The organism is Streptomyces sp. CNQ329, assembly GCF_000482585.1.
The window spans coordinates 21466-42693 of sequence record NZ_AXVU01000048.1; the positions used below are offsets into that span (position 1 = coordinate 21466).

Consider the following 21228-nt stretch of genomic DNA (forward strand, 5'->3'; position numbering starts at 1 on the left):
ACCTGGCTCCTCCCCGGGTACGTCCCGGCTCTCGTCGCCGGGCACGTCCCCGGCTGATGCGTCTCACATCCCCGCGCCCCGGTGGCCCAGCCGCTCGGACAGCCTGCCCGCGCCCTTCGCGGCCAGCCCCGCCAGCTCGTCCCTGCGCTCGGCGCTCCACCGGATCATCGGCACCGAGATGCTGAGCGCGGCGACGACCCGGCCCGCGGAGTCGTGCACCGGGGCCGCCACGCAGCTCACGTCCGGGTTGGACTCGCGCTCCTCGACGGCGATGCCCCGCGCCCGCACCTCGGCGAGGTGGCGGCGCAGCTCACGTACGGAGGTGTAGCTGCGGTCCGTCATCGCCGCCAGCGGCCGGTTGTCCGGCAGCCGCGCGTCGAGCGACTGCTCGGGCAGCGAGGCGAGGAGCATCTTGCCGACGGCGGTGCAGTGGGCGGGTAGCTGGCGGCCGGTGGCGGAGACCATCCGTACCGCGCGGGTGCTGTCGACCTTCGCGATGTAGATGACGTCCGTGTCCTCCAGGATCGCGATGTGCACGGTCTCGTCGCAGGTCTCGGCGACCTCGCGGGCGACCTCGCGGCCCTCGGCGGCCAGGTCGAGCTGCTCGCCGAAGGTGCTGCCGAGCTGGTACGTGCGCACCCCCAGGCGGTAGCGCCCCGGCTGGCCGGGGACCGCGCTGAGGTAGGAGCGGGCGGCGAGGGTGGTGACCAGCTCGTGCACGGTGGTCCTCGGCAGGCCGAGCTTGCGGGTGATCTCGGGTGCGGAGAGCGTCGTGTCCCGGTCGAGGAAGAGCTCTAGGATATCGAGAGCGCGCGTCACGGCCGGTACGAGTCGCCCCATGCGTGCTCACCCACCCCATCAAGGTCCGAAATCTCGGCCAGTTATCGAAATGACGGACGCAGCGTAACGCCCGGCCTCAACGCCGGGCAATGGGCCGAGTCAGAGATCGAGGTGCATGCAGTGCAGGCCGACCAGGCCCTCCGTGGGGTGACGGAAGGAGCGGGGCTGGGTGCCGGTGATGCGGAAGCCGAGGGATTCGTAGAGCTTGACGGCGTAGATGTTCGTCTCGACCACGGCGTTGAACTCCATGGCAAGGAAGCCGCGGGCGCGGGCCCAGCGCAGGGAGTCCTCGCACAGCGCGCGGCCGACGCCGCGCGCGTGCCGGTCCGGGTCGACCATGTAGCTGGCGCTTGCGACGTGGTCGCCGTTGCCCTGGCGGTTGGCGTTCATCTTGGCCGAGCCCACGATCAGGCCCTCGTCGTCGATGGCGACGGTCGTACGGTCCGGGGGCGGCGGCAGCCATACCTCGCGGCCCTGCTCGGCGCTCATGTCCAGCGCGTAGGGATAGGTCTCGCCGGCGGCGACGATCCGGTGGAAGAAGGGCCAGATGGCGGGCCAGTCGTCGGCGGTGGCATCCCTGATCAGCATGGGCTCAGCATGCCGGGGGCGTGCGGGCGGCGCCACCGGTTTGTTCCGGGCGGGGCGTAGAATGGCGGCTCACTCGAATATCCGTACAAATAGGGCGAAAGTAACGGCATGAGCGACAGGGGAGGCTCGCCGGCTCCGGCACCGGCGCCGGAGGCCGGCGACTGGCCCGCCCCCGCGGCCCTCAGCATGGAGCTGAACCACATGGGCAGCTTCGACTGGGACCTCGACCGCGGGCAGATGCACCTGGACAAGGGGGCCTTATGGGTGTTCGACCTGCGGCCGGAGGAGTATGACGGCGACCCGCAGGAGCTCAACTCGCGCGTCACCAAGGAGGAGAGCGCGCGGCTGGACGCGCTGCTCTCCCAGGCCATCGCGCAGGGCCGCCCCGCCTACAGCGCGTACCTGCGGGTGCAACTGCGCGACGGCTCGTCCCGCCTGGCGCACACCCAGGGCACCATCCTCCGCGACGAGAGCGGGCGGGCACGCCGCGTCATCGGCATGGTCCGCGACGCCACCTTGGAGCTGAACTACTCCGCGCAGCAGTTCGCGCTGGACCAGGAGCGGCGCCGGCAGACCGGCGTCGTGCAGCAGACCACGGCGGCACTGGCCAACGCCAGCTCCGTGCACGACGTGATCGGCGTGCTCGGCGGCGCGGAGGGGCTGGCCAGGCTCGGCGCGGTGAACATGGTCCTGGGGCTGGTGGACGCGGGGCGGATCCAGGTCATCGCCATCGGGGAGGGCGCGGAGTCGAAGATCGCCGACTACGTCCGGGTCGACGACCCGGGGCTGCCGCTGAGCGAAGTGGTGCGTACGGGCCGGCCGCGGCTGGTGCTCTCCCGGGCGGAGTTCGCCGCCGCGTACCCCCGGCTCTACCCGTACGCGGAATCCCTCGGCATCGACTCCGCCGCGTTCCTGCCGCTGATCGCCGAAGGGCGCGTCATCGGGGCGCTCGGGCTGTCCTACCGCGGCAAGCGGGCCTTCACGCCGGAGGAGCGCAACCTGCTGGTCGCCCTGAGCAGCGGCGTCGGGCAGAGCCTGCAGCGCGCCAAGCTGCACGACCGCGAACACGGCCTCGCCGAGGACCTGCAGCAGGCCATGCTGCCGCGCAGCATCCCCGAGGTGCCGGGCGCGGAGGTCGCCGTGCGCTACCGGGCCGCACACGAGGGTCAGGGCATCGGCGGGGACTGGTACGACGTGATCGCCCTGCCCGGCGACCGGGTCGGCGTCGTCATCGGCGACGTCCAGGGCCACGACACGCAGGCCGCCGCGGTGATGGGGCAACTGCGCATCGTGCTGCGGGCGTACGCGGGCGAGGGGCACACGCCGGCCACCGTGATGGCCCGGGCCTCGGAGTTCCTGCACGAGCTGGACACCGAGCGCTTCGCCACCTGCACATACGCGGAGATCGACCTGTCGACCGGCGCGATGCAACTGGTCCGCGCCGGGCACATCGACCCCCTCGTACGGCACGCCGACGGCGGCTGCCGCTCGCTCTCCGTGCCCGGCGGGCTGCCACTCGGGCTCTCCGCGACCTTCGGCCCGCTGGACTACCCCGTGACGACCATGGTCCTCGACCCCGGCGACGCGCTGCTGCTGTGCACCGACGGCCTGGTGGAGGTCCCCGGCGCCGACCTGGGCGACGGCATGGCGCAGCTCACGGAGCTGGTGCGCACCGGGCCGCCCGACATCTCCGAGCTGTCGGACCGGCTGTGCGAGGTGGTGGACGAGCGGCACATCCAGGACGACATGGCGCTGGTGATGCTGCGCCGCACCGCGGGCGACACCGCACAGCCCGGCAGCCGGCTGCGGCAGTACATCCCGGCCTCCGACCCCGACGCGCTCTCCGCCGCCCGGCACATGATCCGCAGCGCGGTGCGCTCCTGGGGCGCGGACGAGCGCGCGGACGAGATCGAGCTGGTCGCCGACGAGCTGATCACCAACGCGCTGCTGCACACCGACGGCCCGGCGGTGGTGACGATCCGCAGGATCAGCACGCCCGAGCCACGGCTGCGCATCGAGGTGGAGGACCGCTCCAGCGCGCTGCCCCACCGCCGCGAACCGGGCGAAGCGGGTGTCTCGGGCCGCGGGCTGATGCTGGTGGACATGCTGGCGGACGGCTGGGGCGTGGAGCCGCGCGGCAACGAGAAGTGCGTGTGGGCGGAGTTCGCCTGAAGCCCCCGCGCGCGGCCCCGCCGCGCGGCACCGGCGCGCACCGCCCGCGCACCGCCCGCGCGGCGCCGCGGGGCGCCACCGGACGGTGACTACTTGTCACCTGGTCGACAAAAATTCGCCATCGGTACCGCATCGTGTCCTCGGCGTGTCCGCACCGGACCGCCGCGGGCCGCGCGGGCGTGGCAAAGCCCCCGCCGCGGCCTCCGCGGCGGGGACGAATACCAGGTCAGCGACCGTCGAAGCTGATGAGCGGGACGTTGGGCTGCTCCGGCGTGGCGTTCAGCGCGGCCACCAGGCCGAGGGCGGCGCCCACGGCGAGAGCGGCGGCGGCGACGCTCGTCACCACGGCGGCTACCAGTCGGTTCTGCATGGACGCTGAGTGTGGGAGCAGCATTGACACCCTGTCAAGCACAGCCTTACGTTACCGACCCGTAGAACTTGCACCGCGGTGACAAACCAGCGTCCCAAACCAGCCCCTGCCGGGAGTGCAGCATGAGCCGCCGTACCGCGTCACCCCTGTCCCTCGTCCTGCTGGGGTTGGGCGTCTTCCTGCTCGTGCTCGCCCCCATGCTCGCCTTCTACGTGGAGCCGCGGGCCAAGCTCAATCCCGTCGACATCGAATCGACGACCTACTACGAGGGCACCGGGACCTTCTACGACACCGACGCGGGCAAGGAACGGGACAACCAGGAGCTGACGATCGTCCGCCGGGTGCTGGGCGACGTGGCGGCGAGCGACGACGACACCGCCGTCTGGGACGCGGCCACCGCCATCGACACCCCGCTGACGCGGGAGATCGACGATCCGCGCCGCTCCTTCCAGTTCACCACCGAGCGGTGGGTGATGGACCGCGAGACCAACCTCCCGGAACACTGCTGCGGCGAGGACACCGGCGTCGACGGCAAGCGGTTCGGCGGCGAGGCGTACCTGAAGTTCCCCTTCGACGTGGAGAAGCGCACCTACCGCTGGTGGGACAGCACCGCCCAGGACACCGTGCCGCTGAAGTACGCCGGCACGAAGGAGATCCAGGGCTACACCGGGCTCGCCTTCACCGGCGAGATCGAGCCCGTCAAGACCGGCACCCGGCAGGTGCCGGGCGTGATGGTCGGGCTGCCCGACAAGGACCAGGTGTTCGCCGACGAGTGGTACGCCAACGAGAAGATCGAGCTGGTCGTCGACGAGCGCACCGGCCGCATCATCTACGCCTCCATCGCCCCGAAGAAGACGCTGCGCCAGCCCGGCGGCGGCACCGACGAGATCACGCTGCTGCAGAGCGACGGCATCGAGTTCACCGAGGAGACCCAGAAGGAGCAGGTCGAGCTCGCCGACAAGGACAGCAGCAAGCTGGAGCTGGTCGGCGAGACCCTGCCGGTCGTCGCCCTCGTGGCCGGCTTCGTCCTCGCGGGACTCGGCGTGATGCTGCTGGTCCGCGGCGGCCGGCCGGACGAGCCGGACCACGACCGGGAGCCGGACGGCGTCCCGCCCCAGCCGGTCGCGGCCTGATGCCCCCCGTCCGCCACCCCCGTGGCGGGGACGCCGGTTCCCCCGGCCGGCGTCCCCGTCGCCCCCGTCCCCCCGACCGCCATGCCGCACTCCACGAACGGCCCTGAACCACCCGCCCGCACCCTGAGACGAGTTGGAGCACCGATGCCCCAGCACGTACCCCCGTCCCTGGACGCGGACGCGCTCCGGCGTACGCACCCGCACCCGGCCGGCGGCGTCGGCGCGCCCGCGAGCCGGGGCACGGAAGACCACGAGACAGACGGCCGCGCCCCCCGCGGCACCGAGGACCGTGACGCACGCGCGGCGCGCGGCGCCGACGGCCACCCCGCCGACGGCCACCCCGCCCGGCGGATCACCTTCCTGGCCCGGCGCGACCTCGGCAACCCCGCCGCCGGCGGCTCGGAACTGCTCGTGGACCGGCTCGCCGGCGGGCTGACCGACCACGGCCACCAGGTGACCCTGGTGTGCGGGGGCCCGGCGGCCTACCGCGACTACCGCGTCGTCTCCGCCGGCGGAGACGCCGGGCACTTCCTGCGCGCGCGCCGCGCGCTCTCCCGCCACGTCGGCGGCACCGACCTGCTGGTCGAGGTCTGCAACGGCATGCCCTACCTGGCGCCGCTGTGGCACAGCGGCCCGTCGCTCTGCCTGGTCAACCATGTGCACACCGAGCTGTGGGGGATGCGCTACCCCGGTCCCCTCGCCCGGCTCGGCCGCCGCCTGGAGCACTGGGCGCTCGCCGGCGCGCACCGCGGCAACCTGCTGGTCGCCGTCTCCTCCTCCACCGCCACCGCCCTGCGCAACATAGGCGTCGACCCCCAGCGGATACGGGTCGTCCACAACGGCGTGGAGGACCCGGGCCCGCTGCCGCCCAAGTCGCCGGAGCCGCTGTTCCTGGCGATGGGCCGGCTGGTGGAGTACAAGCGCATCGACCTGCTGCTGCGGCTGTGGGAGCGGGTGCGCCCGGTCACCGGCGGCCGGCTGGTCATCGTCGGCACCGGCCCCGAGCGCGGCCGGCTCGAAGCGATGGCGGGGCCCGGCGTGACATTCACCGGCCACGTCTCCGAGGGCGAGAAGCACCGTCTCCTCGCCTCCTCGTGGCTGCTTCTGCACCCCTCGCTGGTCGAGGGGTGGGGCCTGGTGGTGACCGAGGCGGCGGTGCGCGGCACCCCCGCGATCGGCTTCGACATCCCCGGCCTGCGCGACTCCATCCGCGACGGCCACACCGGCATGCTGGCGCGCGGCGAGAGCGCGTTCGCCGCCCACTGGTGTGCGCTGACGCTGAGCGAGGAGCGGCGCGCCGCCCTCGGTGCCGCGGCCCGGCAGCGCGCCACCCGGCTGAGCTGGGAGGCCACGGTGCGCGACTTCCGTACCGTCGCCGACGAGGCGCTCGCCCGCGCCGGACGGCACGAGAAGCGGAAGGGATGACGGCAGTGCGGGACCCCTCCATACGGCGGTCGGCCGCCCTCTTCCGCGCCTTCATGAAGGAGCAGGAGGACCCCGCGCACGCCTACAGCCTGCTCGCGCGGGACGCGGCGGACCAGGTCGAGCGGATCGAACCGCTCAAGGGCCGGCTGGTCGTCGACGTCGGCGGCGGCGGGGGCTGGTTCACGGAGGAGTTCCGCAGCCGCGGCGCCGAGGCGTACCTCTTCGACTGCGACGCCGGCGAGATGGCGGCCGGCTCGGAGGTGACCACCGGTGCCGTGGTCGCCGACGGCTATCTGCTGCCGCTCGCCGACGGCGTCGCCGACGTCGCGTTCTCCTCCAACGTGCTGGAGCACGTGGCAGACCCCGAGACCTTCCTCAGCGAGCTGATCCGGGTCACCAGGCCCGGCGGCCTGCTGTATGTGGCGTTCACCAACTGGCTCTCCCCCTGGGGCGGCCACGAGCAGGCGCCCTGGCACTACCTGGGCGCGGACCGGGCGCGCCGCCGCTACACGCGGCGCACCGGACGCGACCCGAAGCACACCCTGGGCGAGAACCTCTTCCCCCTTCACATAGGCCCCACGCTCAAGGCGGTACGGGCCCGGGACGACGTCGAGGTCGTCGCGGCCCGCTCCCGCTACTGGCCCTTCCTCGCCGAGGCCGTCGTCCGTGTCCCCGGCGTACGCGAGTTCGCCACCTGGAACCTTCTTCTCATACTCCGGCGGTGCCCATGACGCCCCATCCGACGACACTCCCCGCTACGCCGGCCACGCCCGGCAGGCCCTCCTCACCACCGCCCCCGGCGGGGCCGGAAGGGGCACGGCCGCCCGAGAGCCGGCGCAGTTGGCGCTGGCCGCTCGGCTTCTGGGCGCTCGCGTTCGTCGCCTGGCTCATCCCCTCCGCGGGGAAGACGACGTTCGAGACGAAGCTCGGCGTGGTGGTCGACCCGTGGAAGTTCGCCGGTGACCTCGGCGAGCTGTGGCACGACCAGAACGGCTTCGGCGGCATCCACGACCAGTACTTCGGCTACGCCTTCCCGATGCTGCCGTATTACCTGCTCACCGACCTGGTCCAGATGCCGACGTGGCTGGCCGAGCGGCTGTGGCTGTCGCTCGTGGTCACCGCCGCGTTCTGGGGCGCGCTGAAGCTGGCCGACCGGCTGGGCTTCGGCACCTCCGGGACCCGGGTGCTGGGCGCCGCCGCGTACGCGCTGTGGCCGGTGTTCACCATCATCGTCGGCTCCACCTCGGCCGGTGCGCTGCCCGGCGCGGTGCTGCCGTGGGTGCTGCTGCCGCTGCTCGACGAGCGGCTGACCCCGCGGGTCGCCGCCGCCCGCTCGGCGCTGATCATCCCGTTCATGGGCGGCGTCAACGCGGCGTCCACGCTGGCGGCGCTGCTGCCGGTGCTGCTGTACCTCTGCACCCGCACGGGCGCCCGCCGCGTGAAGCTGCTGGCGTGGTGGCTGCCCGGGGTGGTGCTGGCCTGTCTGTGGTGGATCGTGCCGCTGCTGCTCCTCGGTGTCTACGGCGAGAACTTCCTGCCGTTCATCGAGACCGCGCAGAACACCACGACGACCATGTCGGCGACCGAGGTGCTGCGCGGCACCGGCAACTGGGTCGCGTACCTGAACTTCGGCGAGGAGTGGCTGCCCGGCGGCTGGGCCGTGGCCACCGGCTGGCTGCCGATCCTGTCCTCCGCGCTCGCCGCCGGCCTGGGCCTCGCGGGTCTCGCGCGGCGTGACCTGCCCGAGCGCCGCTGGCTGGTGCTGACCGTGATGGTCGTCGCGCTGCTCACCCTGGCCGGCTACGGCGGCGCGCTGGGCGCCCCGTTCTCCGGCGGCGTGCAGGACGCGCTGGACAGTTGGCTGAGCCCGTTCCGCAACATCTACAAGTTCCAGCCCGGCCTGGCGCTCGCGCTCGCCCTGGGTCTCGCGCACGTCGTCGCGGTCGCCGCCGAGCGCCGCGGCTCCCGCGCCACACCGCGGCGCAGCGCGTGGGTGCCGGCGATCGCCTCCCTCGTGGTGCTGCCGGGGCTGGTGCTGCCGTACGCCAACGGTGACGTACTCCAGCCCGGCGCGTTCGACAAGCTGCCCAGGCACTGGGAGCAGACGGCGGACTGGCTGGAGGAGTACTCCCCCGACAGCCGGGCCCTGGTGGTGCCGGCGACCGCGCACGGCACCTACGAGTGGGGCAAGCCGATCGACCAGCCGCTGGACGTGCTCGCCGAGTCCCGCTGGGCGCAGCGCGACTACGTGCCGTTCGGCACGGCGGGTTCGCGGCGCGCGATGGACGCCGTCGACCAGGCGCTGATGACCGGCGGCGAGGTGCCGGGCCTGCAGGCGTTCCTCGCCCGCGCCGGCCTGCACTACGTCGTCGTCCGCAACGACCTCGACCCCGACCAGGTCGGCTACGTCCCGCCGACCACCGTGAAGCAGACCCTCACCTCCTCCGGCTACGAGAAGGTCGCCGAGTTCGGCCCCGAGCTGACCGGCGGTCGCATCCCCGAGGGCACGCCGCTGCAGATCGAGGGGCTGTTCTCGCGCCAGCGGGCGGTGGAGATCTACCAGCCCGCCGACGGCGAGGACCTGCGCCCCGGCGCGGCCGGCACGCTCAACGCCGCCGACACCGCCGTCCTCAGCGGCGGCCCGGAGTCGCTGCTGCAACTCGCCGCCGACCCCGACTGGCAGGGCCGCCCCGCGGTGCTCGCGGGCGACGCCCACCCGGGCGTCGACGAGCCGGCGGTCAAGGTGCAGGCGGACGGGCTGCGCCGGGCGGACACCCGGTTCGGCGTGGTCAACAACAACACCTCGTACACGTACACCGAGGACGAGAAGAACCCGTCGGAGAGCCTCCAGGACCCCGGTGACGAACCGCGGATGATCGTGCCGGAGCAGGGCGTCGAGCACCAGACGACCGCCGTCCTCGACGGCGCCGCCTCGGTGACCGCGTCGAGCAGCGGCAACTGGATGTTCCACCTGCCGCAGTTCGACCCGGTCAACGCCTTCGACGGCGTGGCGCAGACCGGCTGGGCCGAGGGCAACCCGGACACCTCCGAGGGTGAGTGGCTGCAGATCGACTTCACCGAGCCCACGAACCTGGAGGGCTCCCTCGACCTGACGCCGCTGCCCGGTGGCGGCATCCGGCCCGAGCCCGTCGAGGTCGAGGTGGAGACCCCGCGCGGCAGCGAGGTCAGCACGCTGCAGCCGGGTGGCCGGACGCAGAGCGTCAAGTCGCCCGAGGGGCAGGCGGAGTGGCTGCGGATCACCATCCGCAAGACCGAGGGCCACCGCACCGGCTTCGCCGGCGCCGGCTTCGCCGACGTCGAGATCCCCGGCGTCTCGCCGGTCAGCCGCCAGCTCCAGCTCCCCGCGGACGCCAAGCAGGTCGCGGCCGACGCGGAGCAGATCTCCCTGCACCGCGGCAGCAACCTCGGCGGTCTCAACCCGGCGGCGGCCGAGACGGGCATGCAGCGGCGCTTCGAGTCCGGCGCGGGCGAGTACACCGTCACCGGCAGCGCGCTCCCGGTCCAGGGTCAGGAACTCGACGCGCTGCTGGACGAGCTCGGCGCGGCCGACGAGGACCGGATCCGCGTCACCGCGGGCTCCACGCTGCCGCTGAGCCCGCAGTTGAGCCCGCGCAACCTGGTCGACAAGGACCTGACCACGGCCTGGATCGCGGGCGAGGACCAGTCGCTCACGCTGACCTGGCCGGAGGCGACGGAGATCAGCGAGTTCGTGCTCGCCCCCGCCGGCGGGCTGTCGGCACGGCCGACCGAGGTCGAGGTGAGCACCCCGACCGGGGCGCAGACCGTGGGCGTGGACGACAACGGCTGGGTGCGGATCCCGCCGGTGACGACCGACCGGATCGACATCAAGGTCACCGAGACCGAGTCGCTGACGGTGCACAACCCCTTCGCCGACCGCGACGTGCAACTGCCCGTGGGCCTCACCGAGGTCTACGTCCCGGCGCTCGGCGAGGACGCGGAGAAGGACCTGCGCACCGAACCGGTCGACAAGGACGAGCCGTTCGAGCTGGAGTGCGGCAGCGGCCCGATGGTGTCCGTGGACGGGCAGCTCCTGAACACCCGCGCGGAGGGCACGCTGGGCGACCTCGTCGACCGCCGGCCCGTCGGCATCGAGCTGTGCCCGGGCGACGGCGAGGCCGCCGGTCCGGTGCAGTTGGACGCCGGCCGGCACGCCGTCGCCGCCGGCGACGGCGAGGCGCTGGCGGTCACCGGCCTGACCCTGACCCGCGGCGAGCCGGCCGCGGCGGCCGAGGGCCGCGACGTGGAGGTCACCGACTGGGCGGGCGACGAGCGCTCCGTGACGGTCGGCGAGGGCGAGGACGCGTACCTCACGACGTACGAGAACTACAACGACGGCTGGAAGGCCACCCTCGACGGCGACGAGCTGGAGTCGGTGCGGCTCGACGGCTGGCAGCAGGGCTTCCTGGTGCCGGCGGACGCGAGCGGCGAGGTGAAGCTGGAGTACAAGCCCGCGGCCTGGTACGACGCCGGGATCTTCGCCGGCATCGCCGCGGTCCTGGCGCTGCTCGGGCTGGCGTTCGTGCGCGCCGGGCGGCGCGAGGTGGTCGCCGCCGAGCCGGCGCCGCCGGCGCCGGGCTGGGTGCTGGGCGCGCTGGTGCTCACCGCCGTGGTCGCCGTGGTCGCCGGGCCGTACGCGCTGATCGTGCCGGCGCTGGCCGTGCTGGCACGGACCCGGGCCGGGCTGCTCGCGCCGCTGGCGCTGGTGGCGATGGCCGGCGCGGGTGTTGCGGCGCTGACCGGCGCGGGTGAGGCTGTGCGCATGGACGAGGGGGCCTTCAGCGGGGTCGCGCAGGCGCTCGCCGTGCTCGCGCTGGCCGCGGCGCTGGTCACCGCGGAGCGGCCGGAACCGGCCGGGGAGGAGACCGGGTACGGCCCGGACACCGACCCGGAGGCGGAGACGGCCGCGTTCCCGGCGTACGGCGCGGGGGCCACGGGTGCGGCCGGTGCCGCGGGCGGGCCGCCGCCCGGGCCCGGTGGTCCGCCCGGACGCACGGCCGTCGCCCCGTCGGACCCCGCCGCGGCCCCGCAACCGGAGTCCGACCGGCCCACGCAGCGGTTCTGGCGCCGCAGGTCCCCGGGCGCGGGGGCCGAGCAGACGCCGGCGCTGGGCACCGAACGGCCCGCCGCGGGTGACTCCGCGACGCCGCCGCTGGGCACCGCCCAGGACGAGCCGCGCGACGCCTTCGTGCCCAAGCCGCCGATCCCGCTCAGCGGCACGGCGGAGGACGGGGCCGGGAACGCGGACGACGTCCAGGACACCCCGCCCGCGGACGCACCCCCCGCGGACACCCCGCCGGACGACGGCACGCCCGCCGGCCGGCGGGAGGGGAACGGCAAGTGAACACCGGTGGGCGCCCCGCATCCCGGGGCGCCCACCGCGAAGGAGAGGCGTAGATGACGGTGACGCAGCCCGCCCGGCCCGCCCCGGCGGCGCCGGAACGGGTCCCGTTCCCCACGGTGGACGAGGTCTCGCTGCACTGCACGGATCCGGCGGAGCCGGAGACCGTGCACATCGAGCTCCACTTCCCCGGGCGGTTCGAGCCCGAGCGGCTGCGCACCGCGCTCGCCGAGGCCGCGCGCCGGCACCCGCGGTTCCAGCAGCGCAAGGCCGCCGGCCGCTGGTGGCACCGCCGTTACCACTGGCAGGTGACCGCGGAGGCCGACGTCGACCCCGTGACGTTTCTCGCCGGGGGGCCCGGTGTGCTGGAGGCGGCGCGCGAGCGCACCATGACCGACTGCCCGCCGCTGGACGCCGCGCCGCCGGTGCGGATCGAGGCCGTCGAGACCGACGACGGCGGCACGGTGCTGATGGGTACCGTCAACCACACCGCCATGGACGGCCCTTCGTTCCTGCGGGTGCTGGCCACCGCCGCGGAGGTGTACACGGGCGGCGCACCGCAGACCCCGCCCGCCGCCGGCGGCACCGGCTCCGGGCGTACCGGGACGAAGACACCCCGCGCGGCGTCCCCGTCCCCGCCGCCCGCCGCCGCCCGCTCCGGCCCCACCCGCCCCGCGCGCATCGCGGGCGACACGTCGTCCTCCGGGGCACCCGGCACCGGCAACGGCCTGCTCCTCCTCGACCTGCCCGCGCCCCGCCGCACGTCCTACGGCGCCACCGTCAACGACCAGCTCCTCGTCGCCACCTGCCTGACCGCCGCCCGCTGGAACCGCGCGCACGGGGCCCGCACCGCCCCCGTACGTCTCACCATGCCCGTCGACAACCGCCCCCGGGAGTCGGCCGGGATGCTGATCGGCAACGGCACCCGGCTCACCGAGGTCGGCTTCGACCCCGGCGAACGGGACGACGCCGAGGCGCTCACCGGCGGCGAGGTGCCGGACCGGGCGGCGGTGGAGCGGCTGCTGCGCGCCACCATGGCCCGCACCCACGCGCTGAAGTCCGAGCCGAGCCGCCCGCTGGGCCTGTACGGCGTGCTGCTCACCGCGCCGGTGCTGCCCGTCGGCGTACGCGGCGTACTGGCCCGCGCGCTGCGCAGCGCCGCCGCGCCGCTGATGTCGACCGCCCTGCTGTCCAACCTCGGCCGCATCGTCTACCCGCTGGACTTCGGCTCCGCCGGCCGCCCCACCGCGGTGTGGTTCTCCGCCCCCTCCCGCATGCCGCGCGGCCTGGCGCTCACCGCCGCGTCCACCGCCGGCCGGCTGCATCTGGCCATCCGTTACTCCCGGGCCCTCCTCGACCACGCCGCCGCCGAGCGCATCGGCGAGCTGATGCAGCAGGGCCTCGCGGCCTGCGCGGAGGACGCGGGGGACGCGGCGTGAGCCGGACCGAAGCTCCCGCCTCACTGCGGGAGTTCTACGAGAATCCCGCGGTGCCCGTGGCCTCCGGCGACGCCCGCAGCCGGCGGCAGGCGCGGATGCTGGCGGACGCCCTCGGCCCGTACCGTAACGGCGAGGCGCCCGCCGTCGTCGTGGACGTCGGGTGCGGCGACGGCTCCGCCGCCGCCGTGGCCGCCGGGGTGCTCGACGGGCGCCGCCCCGGCGGGCAGCGCCTCGTCGCCGTCGACTGGTCGCACGACGCCCTGCGCCGCGCCCGGACCCGTACCCGCGACGCCGCTCCCGGCACGCCGGTCCACGTCGTACGCGGCGGGCTGCCGGACGGAGCCGCGCAGCCCGCGGGGCTGCCGCTGGCCGACGGCAGCGCGGACGCCGTGCTCTTCAGCGAGGTCGTGGAGCACCTGGTCGACCCGGACGCCGCGCTGGACGAGCTGCGCCGCGTGCTGCGCCCCGGCGGACACCTGCTGCTCTCCACCCCCAACCTCGCCGCCTGGTACAACCGCGCGCTGCTGCTGGCCGGCGTGCAACCGGTCTTCTCCGAGGTGAGCCTGCGCGGTATCCACGGCCGGCCCGGCAGCCAGGTCGTCGGCCACCTCCGTCTCTACACGGCCCGTGCACTCCGGGAGTTTCTGACGGCCTCCGGCTTTACGGTGGAGAAGGTGGCCGGCGCGCCGTACCACGACGTGCCCAGGCCGCTGCGGCCGTTCGACCGCGCCGCGTGCCGGGCGCCGTCGCTGGCCTCGATCCTGCTCGTCCACGCCAGGCGGGAGTAGCCGATGTGGTGGGGGGTTGCCGCGGCGCTGCTGGCGAACGTCTTCATCAGCAGCGGCTTCGTCCTGGAGAAGCGGGCGCTGTCGGCGCTGCCCGAGCTGAACGTGAAGCGGCCGGGCCGCATGGTGCGCGTGCTGGTGTCCAGCCCGCTGTGGCTGGCCGGCTGCCTCTGCCTCGGGCTGGGCTTCGCCGCCCAGGTGCTCTGCTACCGCACGCTGCCGCTGGCCGCCGCGCAGGGGATCCTCGTCTCCGGTCTGGTGCTGCTGATCCTGCTGTCGTCGCGGTTCCTCGGCGAGCGGCTGAGCGCGCGCGAGATGGCGGGGGTGGGCACGATCCTGCTGTCGCTGGGGATGATCGTGCTCTCGCTGGACAGCGAGGCCGACACGGTCAGCACCTCGGCGCCGGCCGGGCGGTTCCTGCTGGTCGCGCTGCCGTCACTGGCCGCGGGGCTGTGGCTGTACCTGGCGGCGGAGCTGCGCTCCAAGCGGCGGCACCGGATCCCGACCACGGGCATCGCCTACGGCATCGGCGTGGGCTTCCTGTACGGGGTCAGCTCGCTGACGATCAAAGGTGTCTCGGGGCTGGTGGCGGGATCGGACCTGCTCGGCACCGCGGGCGGCCTGCTGACGTCCCCGTACCCGTACACGCTGCTGTTCACCGGGGCGGCGGGGCTGGTGATGTCGCAGGCGGCGCTGCAGCGCTGCCGGGCCTCGCTGATCGTGCCCGTGTGCACGACGGCCAACTGCCTGCACGCCGTCGCCGCGGGCACGTTCGTCTTCGGGGAGCCGCTGCCGGACGACACGCCGCGGCTGCTGCTGCGGCTCGGCGGGATCGCGCTGGCGGTCTCGGTGCTGCTGACGCTGCCGCGCCACGACGAGCCGGCGCCGCAGGGGCCGCGCGAGGAGGCGCCGGGCCCCCGGGCCGTACGCGACGAAGAGCCCGGCACTCCGCCCGGCACTCCGCCCGGGACCGCCGCCCGGACCGCCACCGGGCCCGAACCGCCGGAGCGCCGCTCCGCCGCCCTGCCGTCCGCTCCCGTACCGACACCCCACCGTGGAGGACCCGTCCCGTGAACCCCGACGACCCGCTGCTGAAGATCCTCGTCTGCCCGCTCGACAAGGGTCCGCTGACCCTGCTCGACTCCGGTGACGCGCTGTACAACCCGCGGCTGCGGCGCCGCTATCCGGTGCGCGACGGTATCCCGCAGTTGCTGCCGTCCTCCGGCGAGACGGTGTCGGACGAGGAGCACGAGCAGATCACCGGCGGCCTCCAGCCGCAGCCGTAGGCCCGCTCCCGCCGCTCTACTCCGCCGGCGTCTCACGCAGGCGGACGCCCCTGTCCCGCAGCCACGGCTCCGGGTCGATCCCGGAGCCGAACTGCGGCGTGACCCGTACCTCGAAGTGCAGGTGCGGCCCGGTGGAGTTGCCGGTGGTGCCGGCCAGGCCCAGCGGCTGACCGGGGAAGACCCGCTCGCCGGGCCTGGTGCGGATCTCGGAGAGGTGGGCGTAGAAGGTGTGGTACCCGTTGTCGTGCCGGACGGTGACGGAGTTGCCGAAGGCGTCGTCGCAGCCGATGGCGTGCACCACGCCGTAGCCGACGCTGCCGACGGGCCTGCCCACCTCGACGGCGAAGTCCAGCCCGGTGTGGCGGGAGGACCACACCCCGCCCGCCTGGTCGAAACGCGCGGAGAGGGTGTAACGGCCCACCGGCGCCGTCCACTTGCGGCCCGCCAGCGGCTTGCCGTCCGTACTCGGCGTCACGGACCGGGAGCGCTTGTCGCGCGGGCAGCCGGCGCCGCGCGAGCCGCCGGCCTGCGCGCCCTGCAGGTGCTCCAGCCGCCGCCGGGCGCGCTCCAGTTTCCTCTCGATGAGCCGCTTCACCCGCGCCTGCGCGCGCAGTTCGGCGCGCAGGTCGGCGAGCGCGACGGCGTGGCTCTCCCGTTCGGCCGCGAGCCGCCGCTCGGCCTGCTCGGCGCGGTGGTGGAGGCCGGCCACGGCCTGCTGACCCTTGTCGAGCAGGAAGACCCTGTCGAGCAGGTCCTCGGGGGTCCGGGAGAGGAGCAGTCCCGCGGTGGGGCCGAGGCCGCCGGACTGGTACTGGCGGGCGGCGAGCTGCCCGATCCGGCCGCGCAGCACGACGAGCCTGCGGTGCTTGGCGCGTACGGCCCGCTGGAGCCTGGCGATCTTCGCGCGCTGCGCGGCGGACGCCCGGCGGGCCGCCTCGTAGCGCTCGGCGGCAGCGGTGGCGTCCCGGAAGAGCCGGTCGACGGTGGCGCGCACCGCCCGCACCCCGACCTTGCCGTCCGGGCCCGGGTCGGCCCGGGCGGCGGCGTACGGGCCGGGGCCGGCCGGGATGGCGAGGGCGACGCACAGGACCGTGGCCGTTCCGGTTTGTGTGACAATTCGTCGCATCGGTTGAACTTAACGGCGTACGCGCGCGCCATGCCGCAGGAAACCCGGGGTGTCGCTGTATATCGCCCGTCCGGCGCAGCCGCCCCCGCCTCCCGCTCCCCCGGCCGCGGTACGCCGCACCCCGCCGGCCGGACGCTCCGGCGGGCGGGGTGCGGGATACGGATCCCTGACGGAGGGTACGGACCTACTTCACCGAGCCGGCCGTCAGGCCCGAGACGACGTGCCGCTCGATGAAGGCGAAGAGCACGACGACCGGGAGGATGGCCACGACCGAGGCCGCGAAGAGGTAGTTCCATTCGACGGTGTAGTTGCCGATGAAGTTGTTGATGCCGACGGTCAGCGGCTGCTTCTCCGGCTCGGTCATCAGCGTCAGGCCCATCACGAACTCGTTCCACGTCGAGATGAACGTGAAGATGAGCGCCGTGACCACGCCGGGCATGGCCAGCGGCAGCGTCACGCGGAACAGCGCGCCGAACCGCCCGGTGCCGTCGACCATCGCCGCCTCCTCCAGCTCCGCCGGGATGGAGGAGATGTAGGCGGTGAGGATCCAGATCGCGAAGGCGAGGTTGAACGCGCCGTTGGCCAGGATCAGCGTCCACACCGAGTTCAGCATGTCGAGCTGGTGGAACTCGCGGTAGAGGCCGATGAGCAGCGCGGTGGGCTGGAACATCTGGGTGACCAGCACCAGCAGCAGGAACGCCTTGCGCCCGCGGTAGCGCACGCGCGCCGTGTAGTAGGCGGCCGGCAGCGACACCAGCAGCACGAGCAGCGTCGCGCCGCCCGCGATCAGCAGGGTGACCTGCAGGTTTTCGCCGAGCGTGGACTCCTCCCAGACGTCGAGCAGGTTCTTCCACTCGAACGACGTGGGCAGGTACGTCCGGTCGCGCAGCTCGTCCGCGGGCCGCAGCGCGGTGATGATCATCTCCAGGTACGGCGCGATGAAGATGACCGCCAGCATCCAGGCACTCGCGGCGATGACGAGGGTGCGCGGACCGTACTTCCTGCGCTTGGCGGCACCCTTGCCGCCCTTGCCGGCGTGGCCGCCCTTCCCGCCGGCCTCCTTGGCGACGGGTCCGTCTTCCGGTGTGCGTGAGGGCGCGGAGACCGTCATGCGTCCTCCTTGTTCCAGCGGCTGACCTTGAGGAAGATCAGGACGAGTACGACGACCATCGCGAAGTTGACCACGGACATCGCGGCGGACTCGCCGATGTCGGTGTCCTTCAACTGGTACATGAACACCGTGGTCGTGGCGGTGTCGCTGCCGGGGCCGCCCTTGGTCATCGCCCAGATGACCGGGAAGGAGTTGAAGACGTTGATGAGGTTGATGACGAAACCGACGAGGAACGCCGGCCGCAGCAGCGGCACGGTCACGCGCCAGTAGGTCTGGCGGGAGTTGGCGCCGTCGATGCGGGCGGCCTCGTACACCTCGTGCGGAATGGTCTGCAACCCGGCGAGCAGCGTGTACGTGGTGAACGGCAGCGAGACGAAGACCGCGACGAACATCATCCACGGCCAGGCGGTCGCGGGATCGCCGAGCCAGTCCTTCGGCCCGTCGATCAGGCCCAGGTCGGTCATCGCGGTGTTGAGCACGCCGGCGGTCTGGTCGAGCATCCACCGGAAGCCGATGGCGGTCATCAGCACCGAGGCGGCCCACGGCGCGATGAGCGCCCAGCGGGTGACGGTGCGGCCCGGGAAGGGCTTGTTGAACAACTGGGCCAGGCCCAGCGAGAGCAGCATGGTGACGCCGACGACGGCGACGGTCCATACCACTGTCATCGTCAGCACATGACCGAAGCCGGACTCGTCGAAGAGCTGGCGGTACTTCTCGGTGCCGGCCGAGCCGCGGACGAAGCCGCTGATGCTGATGTTGAGGAACGAGGTGCGGATCAGTTCGTAGATGGGCCACAGGACCACCACGACGATCAGCAGGACGGCGGGGGCAATCCAGGGCAGCGGACCGAGCCGGGCGAGGCCGCCGCGACGGCGGCGCTGCGGCCCGGTCTTCCGCCCGCCGGGCCCGGGGCCGGTACCGGCCGCGGGCTCCTTGACCGTGACGGGCACGGGGGACTCCTTGCGGGTACGGCGGTTGAGGGGACCGCGCTTGGGGCTACGGGGGCGCGGCGGCGTGCGTCGTATCGCGCCGCGCGAAGAAGGGCTGCCGGGGGAACGGCACCGGGGGCGGGCCGCCGCCACGCTCAAGGCCGCGGCGGCCCGGCCCGGTACGGTCACCGGGGGCTGATCAGAGCCCGTGCCGGGTCACTCGCCCATGTCGGCGGCGGTGTCCTCGGCCTTCCCTTGCAGTTCGCCCAGGACGTCGCCCGGGTTGTCGGACGCGGCCTTGCCGCCCGACTTCTTGATCTCCGCGGAGACCACGTCCCAGCTCGTGTTGCCCAGCGGGTAGAACTCGGCGGACGGCAGCACCTCGAAGAACGGCTCCAGGTCCTTGTGCTTGCCGTTCGACTGCATCTCCTCAAGGGTGTCCGTGGTCACCGGCATGAGGTTGTACATCTCGTCGAACTTGAGCGTGTTCTCCTTGGCGTACGCGAAGTCGAGGAACTTCTTGATCTCCGCCTGCTTGCCGCCGTCCTTGAACGCCATCATCCAGTCGGCGACGCCGAGGGTGGAGTCCAGCGGGCCGTCCTTGCCGGGGATCGGCGCCACGTCGTAGTCGACGCCGCCGTCCTTGGCCATCTGGATCAGCGTCGGGTGGCCGTTGAGCATGCCCACCTTGCCGGCGGCGAAGTCGGCGAAGGCCGTCTTGCGGTCGGTGGTGGCGGGGTTCTCGTAGGTCAGGCCGGGGCCGACCAGGTTCTCCTGCAGCCAGTCGAAGGTCTCGACGTTCTGCTTGCTGTCGATGGTGTAGTTGCCCTCGGCGTCGGTGTAACCGCCGCCGTTGCCCAGCTCCCACATCATCGTCTCGCCCTGGGCCTCCTCGGGGCCGAGGGGGAGCGCGTAGGGGATCTCGGCGGCCTTCTCATCCTTGATCTTCTCCGCCGCCGCGGCCACGTCGTCCCAGGTCTGCGGGACCTCGACGCCGGCCTTGTCGAGAACTTCCTTGTTGTAGAACATCAGCCGCGCCGAGGAGACGAACGGGATGCCGTACTGGGTGCCGTCGACCTCGCCGGCCTTGGCGAAGGACGCGATGAGGTTCTCCTTCGTCTTCGGCGAAAGCACCTCGTCGGCCTCGTACAGCAGGTCGTCGGCGACCTTGTCCGCGTAACCGCCGGTCTGCAGGATGTCCGGGACGTTCCCGCCCTGGATCATCGTCTTGACCTTGCCGTCGATGTCGTTCCAGTTGATCACCTGGACGTCGACCTTGATGTCCTTGTTCTTCGCCTCGAAGCGCTTGACGACGTCGTCCCAGTAGACCTTGGACGCGTTCGACGCCTTGTCCCCGTAATCCGCCGCCACCAGCTTGAGGGTGGTCGTCCCGTCCGAGCTGCCCCCGTCATCCCCGCAAGCCGCAAGCCCCAGCACCAGCGCAGAGGCCGCTGCGCCGGCACTGATCAACCGTACTGTCCTCACTGTTGAACCCCTTTGTCCTCGGCGCCGGTTTACGACCAGATGAAGATCATCCAGCGTGCGCTGGGCGTCAGCCTACCGACGGGCGCCTCTCGCGAACAGGTCTAGGCCACTGCCGTGACCTGGCTGCAATCAGGCGCTTCCGCATGCTTCCGCTTCGCTCTTCTCCGCTACGCACGGTAGTTGCGCGGCCGGGTTTCCCGGCCGCGTCCGCGAGGCGGTCCGGCCCCCGGCGGCGGGCGCGCGGCGGCCTCCGTCAGCCGTCCCCCACCGCCGCGGAGCGCGCGGGATTCGCGGCAACCGCGAGCAAAACCTGCGGTGCCGCCGGCGAACGGTGCGGGGGTACGGGGCGACGGCGCGCCCGCGGCACGGTTCCGCCCGACCTACATACGGTGACGAAAACGGGCGACGGACCGGCAAGGGCGGCGGCGCCCGGACGATGCGGCGCCGAGGCCCGCACCGTGTATCCGCGCCGAGGGGCCGGGGCCCACTACCGCGGTCGAAAGCCGGGGTGGACGAGACCACCGGCGACACGGCCGGAACGGGTCCGGGGGTACGCGCCGGGGCGGACGGGGGTTCGCCGAGGTGGGCCGGCGCCCGGGGATACCCGCCGGGGCGGGGGTTGGCGCGTCGGGTGGGCCGACGTGCGGGGGCACGCGCCGGGGGCGGGAGTGAGGAGGTCGGGTAGACCGGCGAGCGGGGGTACGCGCCGGGGGCGATCGCCGATGTCGGGAGCGCCGGTTGGGGGCGCCGGGTGCCGGAAGCGCCGGTGTTCGTCCGGATCCCCACGTCCCCTCACACCCACCCAAGGGTATGCGCCTGCTCTGAGAGGGCGGTTCGTGACTCTTTGATGGGTTATCGCGTCACCTGTTGGTGTGGGTACGGGGCGGAGTCTGCCGGTCCATAGCCGCTCGTCTGCTGGTGTGATGGTGTGAGTGAACGCAAGCTGTACCCCAGCGACTTATCCGACGAGCAGTGGGCTCTGATCGAGCCGGTGATCACCGCGTGGAAGGACCGGCACCGCTCGGTCAGCGGTCACCAGGGCGCCTACGCGATGCGGGAGATCGTGAACTCGATCCTCTACCAGGGCCGGACCGGCTGTCAGTGGGCCTACCTCCCGCATGATCTGCCGCCGAAGAGCGCGACGTACTACTACTTCGCC

17 protein-coding genes are annotated in these 21228 nt (G+C 73.2%); 10 read left to right on the plus strand and 7 right to left on the minus strand.

Annotation, left to right across the window (positions count from 1 at the left end; all coding sequences use genetic code 11):
• Nucleotides 1-63 precede the first annotated feature (63 nt).
• Nucleotides 64-840 carry an IclR family transcriptional regulator gene (locus I003_RS0125285; protein WP_027774068.1) on the minus strand — a complete coding sequence of 259 codons (777 nt, stop codon included), beginning with the start codon at nucleotides 838-840 and terminating at the stop codon, nucleotides 64-66.
• A 99-nt stretch (nucleotides 841-939) separates the two neighbouring features.
• On the minus strand, nucleotides 940-1428 hold the full coding sequence (locus tag I003_RS0125290; protein ID WP_027774069.1) for a GNAT family N-acetyltransferase: 489 nt from the start codon (nucleotides 1426-1428) through the stop codon (nucleotides 940-942).
• Nucleotides 1429-1536: 108 nt separating this feature from the next.
• Here I003_RS0125290 and I003_RS0125295 point away from each other — a divergent pair, with 108 nt between their 5' ends.
• Nucleotides 1537-3600 (plus strand): SpoIIE family protein phosphatase, encoded by a 2064-nt coding sequence (locus tag I003_RS0125295; protein WP_027774070.1) that lies wholly within the window; start codon nucleotides 1537-1539, stop codon nucleotides 3598-3600.
• Between the two features lie 226 nt (nucleotides 3601-3826).
• On the opposite strand, the gene I003_RS36545 is transcribed toward I003_RS0125295, so the two are convergent.
• Nucleotides 3827-3970, minus strand: coding sequence for a hypothetical protein (locus I003_RS36545; RefSeq protein WP_018840808.1), 144 nt, complete (start codon nucleotides 3968-3970; stop codon nucleotides 3827-3829).
• A gap of 122 nt (nucleotides 3971-4092) precedes the next feature.
• On the opposite strand from I003_RS36545, the gene pgfA reads away from it, so the two are divergent.
• The 8 genes from pgfA (at nucleotide 4093) to I003_RS0125340 (ending at nucleotide 15418) form a co-directional block, all read left to right on the plus strand.
• Entirely contained in the window at nucleotides 4093-5103 is a 1011-nt protein-coding gene (gene pgfA, locus I003_RS0125305) for a cell envelope lipid trafficking protein PgfA (RefSeq protein ID WP_051368467.1), read from the plus strand.
• A gap of 144 nt (nucleotides 5104-5247) precedes the next feature.
• A complete protein-coding gene (locus I003_RS0125310; protein ID WP_027774072.1) occupies nucleotides 5248-6528 on the plus strand; it encodes a glycosyltransferase family 4 protein in 1281 nt (426 codons plus the stop codon).
• 5 nt (nucleotides 6529-6533) lie between these two features.
• Nucleotides 6534-7259 carry a class I SAM-dependent methyltransferase gene (locus I003_RS0125315; protein WP_027774073.1) on the plus strand — a complete coding sequence of 242 codons (726 nt, stop codon included), beginning with the start codon at nucleotides 6534-6536 and terminating at the stop codon, nucleotides 7257-7259.
• On the plus strand, nucleotides 7256-11911 hold the full coding sequence (locus I003_RS0125320; RefSeq protein ID WP_037721683.1) for an alpha-(1->3)-arabinofuranosyltransferase domain-containing protein: 4656 nt from the start codon (nucleotides 7256-7258) through the stop codon (nucleotides 11909-11911). The genes I003_RS0125315 and I003_RS0125320 overlap by 4 nt, the downstream gene beginning before the upstream one ends.
• A 53-nt stretch (nucleotides 11912-11964) precedes the next feature.
• Nucleotides 11965-13347 carry a condensation protein gene (locus I003_RS0125325; RefSeq protein ID WP_027774075.1) on the plus strand — a complete coding sequence of 461 codons (1383 nt, stop codon included), beginning with the start codon at nucleotides 11965-11967 and terminating at the stop codon, nucleotides 13345-13347.
• Complete coding sequence (locus I003_RS0125330; RefSeq protein ID WP_027774076.1) at nucleotides 13344-14135, plus strand: class I SAM-dependent methyltransferase; 792 nt, start codon at nucleotides 13344-13346, stop codon at nucleotides 14133-14135. The genes I003_RS0125325 and I003_RS0125330 overlap by 4 nt, the downstream gene beginning before the upstream one ends.
• A 3-nt stretch (nucleotides 14136-14138) precedes the next feature.
• Complete coding sequence (locus I003_RS0125335; RefSeq protein ID WP_027774077.1) at nucleotides 14139-15206, plus strand: DMT family transporter; 1068 nt, start codon at nucleotides 14139-14141, stop codon at nucleotides 15204-15206.
• Nucleotides 15203-15418 (plus strand): Trm112 family protein, encoded by a 216-nt coding sequence (locus tag I003_RS0125340; protein ID WP_027774078.1) that lies wholly within the window; start codon nucleotides 15203-15205, stop codon nucleotides 15416-15418. The genes I003_RS0125335 and I003_RS0125340 overlap by 4 nt, the downstream gene beginning before the upstream one ends.
• A gap of 16 nt (nucleotides 15419-15434) precedes the next feature.
• Here I003_RS0125340 and I003_RS0125345 read toward each other — a convergent pair whose 3' ends face one another.
• The 4 genes from I003_RS0125345 to I003_RS0125360 all read right to left on the minus strand — a co-directional run bounded on the left by I003_RS0125345 (nucleotide 15435) and on the right by I003_RS0125360 (nucleotide 20069).
• Nucleotides 15435-16544, minus strand: coding sequence for a murein hydrolase activator EnvC family protein (locus I003_RS0125345; RefSeq protein WP_486584378.1), 1110 nt, complete (start codon nucleotides 16542-16544; stop codon nucleotides 15435-15437).
• Nucleotides 16545-16728: 184 nt separating this feature from the next.
• On the minus strand, nucleotides 16729-17655 hold the full coding sequence (locus I003_RS33175; protein ID WP_199784353.1) for a carbohydrate ABC transporter permease: 927 nt from the start codon (nucleotides 17653-17655) through the stop codon (nucleotides 16729-16731).
• Complete coding sequence (locus I003_RS0125355; RefSeq protein WP_027774080.1) at nucleotides 17652-18605, minus strand: carbohydrate ABC transporter permease; 954 nt, start codon at nucleotides 18603-18605, stop codon at nucleotides 17652-17654. The genes I003_RS33175 and I003_RS0125355 overlap by 4 nt, the downstream gene beginning before the upstream one ends.
• Before the next feature lie 195 nt (nucleotides 18606-18800).
• Nucleotides 18801-20069, minus strand: a complete 1269-nt coding sequence (locus I003_RS0125360; RefSeq protein WP_486584379.1) for an ABC transporter substrate-binding protein — start codon at nucleotides 20067-20069, stop codon at nucleotides 18801-18803.
• Nucleotides 20070-20997: 928 nt separating this feature from the next.
• Between I003_RS0125360 and I003_RS0125365 the strand changes: the two genes are divergently transcribed.
• Nucleotides 20998-21228 (plus strand): transposase (locus I003_RS0125365; protein ID WP_027774082.1); only part of this gene is annotated, 231 nt, incomplete at its 3' end.

Coding starts and splice junctions, on each gene's coding strand:
- I003_RS0125285 (WP_027774068.1), bottom strand. CDS start 840: ATGGGGCGACTCGTACCGGCCGTGACGCGCGCTCTCGATATCCTAGAG.
- I003_RS0125290 (WP_027774069.1), bottom strand. CDS start 1,428: ATGCTGATCAGGGATGCCACCGCCGACGACTGGCCCGCCATCTGGCCC.
- I003_RS0125295 (WP_027774070.1), top strand. CDS start 1,537: ATGAGCGACAGGGGAGGCTCGCCGGCTCCGGCACCGGCGCCGGAGGCC.
- I003_RS36545 (WP_018840808.1), bottom strand. CDS start 3,970: ATGCAGAACCGACTGGTAGCCGCCGTGGTGACGAGCGTCGCCGCCGCC.
- pgfA (WP_051368467.1), top strand. CDS start 4,093: ATGAGCCGCCGTACCGCGTCACCCCTGTCCCTCGTCCTGCTGGGGTTG.
- I003_RS0125310 (WP_027774072.1), top strand. CDS start 5,248: ATGCCCCAGCACGTACCCCCGTCCCTGGACGCGGACGCGCTCCGGCGT.
- I003_RS0125320 (WP_037721683.1), top strand. CDS start 7,256: ATGACGCCCCATCCGACGACACTCCCCGCTACGCCGGCCACGCCCGGC.
- I003_RS0125325 (WP_027774075.1), top strand. CDS start 11,965: ATGACGGTGACGCAGCCCGCCCGGCCCGCCCCGGCGGCGCCGGAACGG.
- I003_RS0125335 (WP_027774077.1), top strand. CDS start 14,139: ATGTGGTGGGGGGTTGCCGCGGCGCTGCTGGCGAACGTCTTCATCAGC.
- I003_RS0125345 (WP_486584378.1), bottom strand. CDS start 16,544: ATGCGACGAATTGTCACACAAACCGGAACGGCCACGGTCCTGTGCGTC.
- I003_RS33175 (WP_199784353.1), bottom strand. CDS start 17,655: ATGACGGTCTCCGCGCCCTCACGCACACCGGAAGACGGACCCGTCGCC.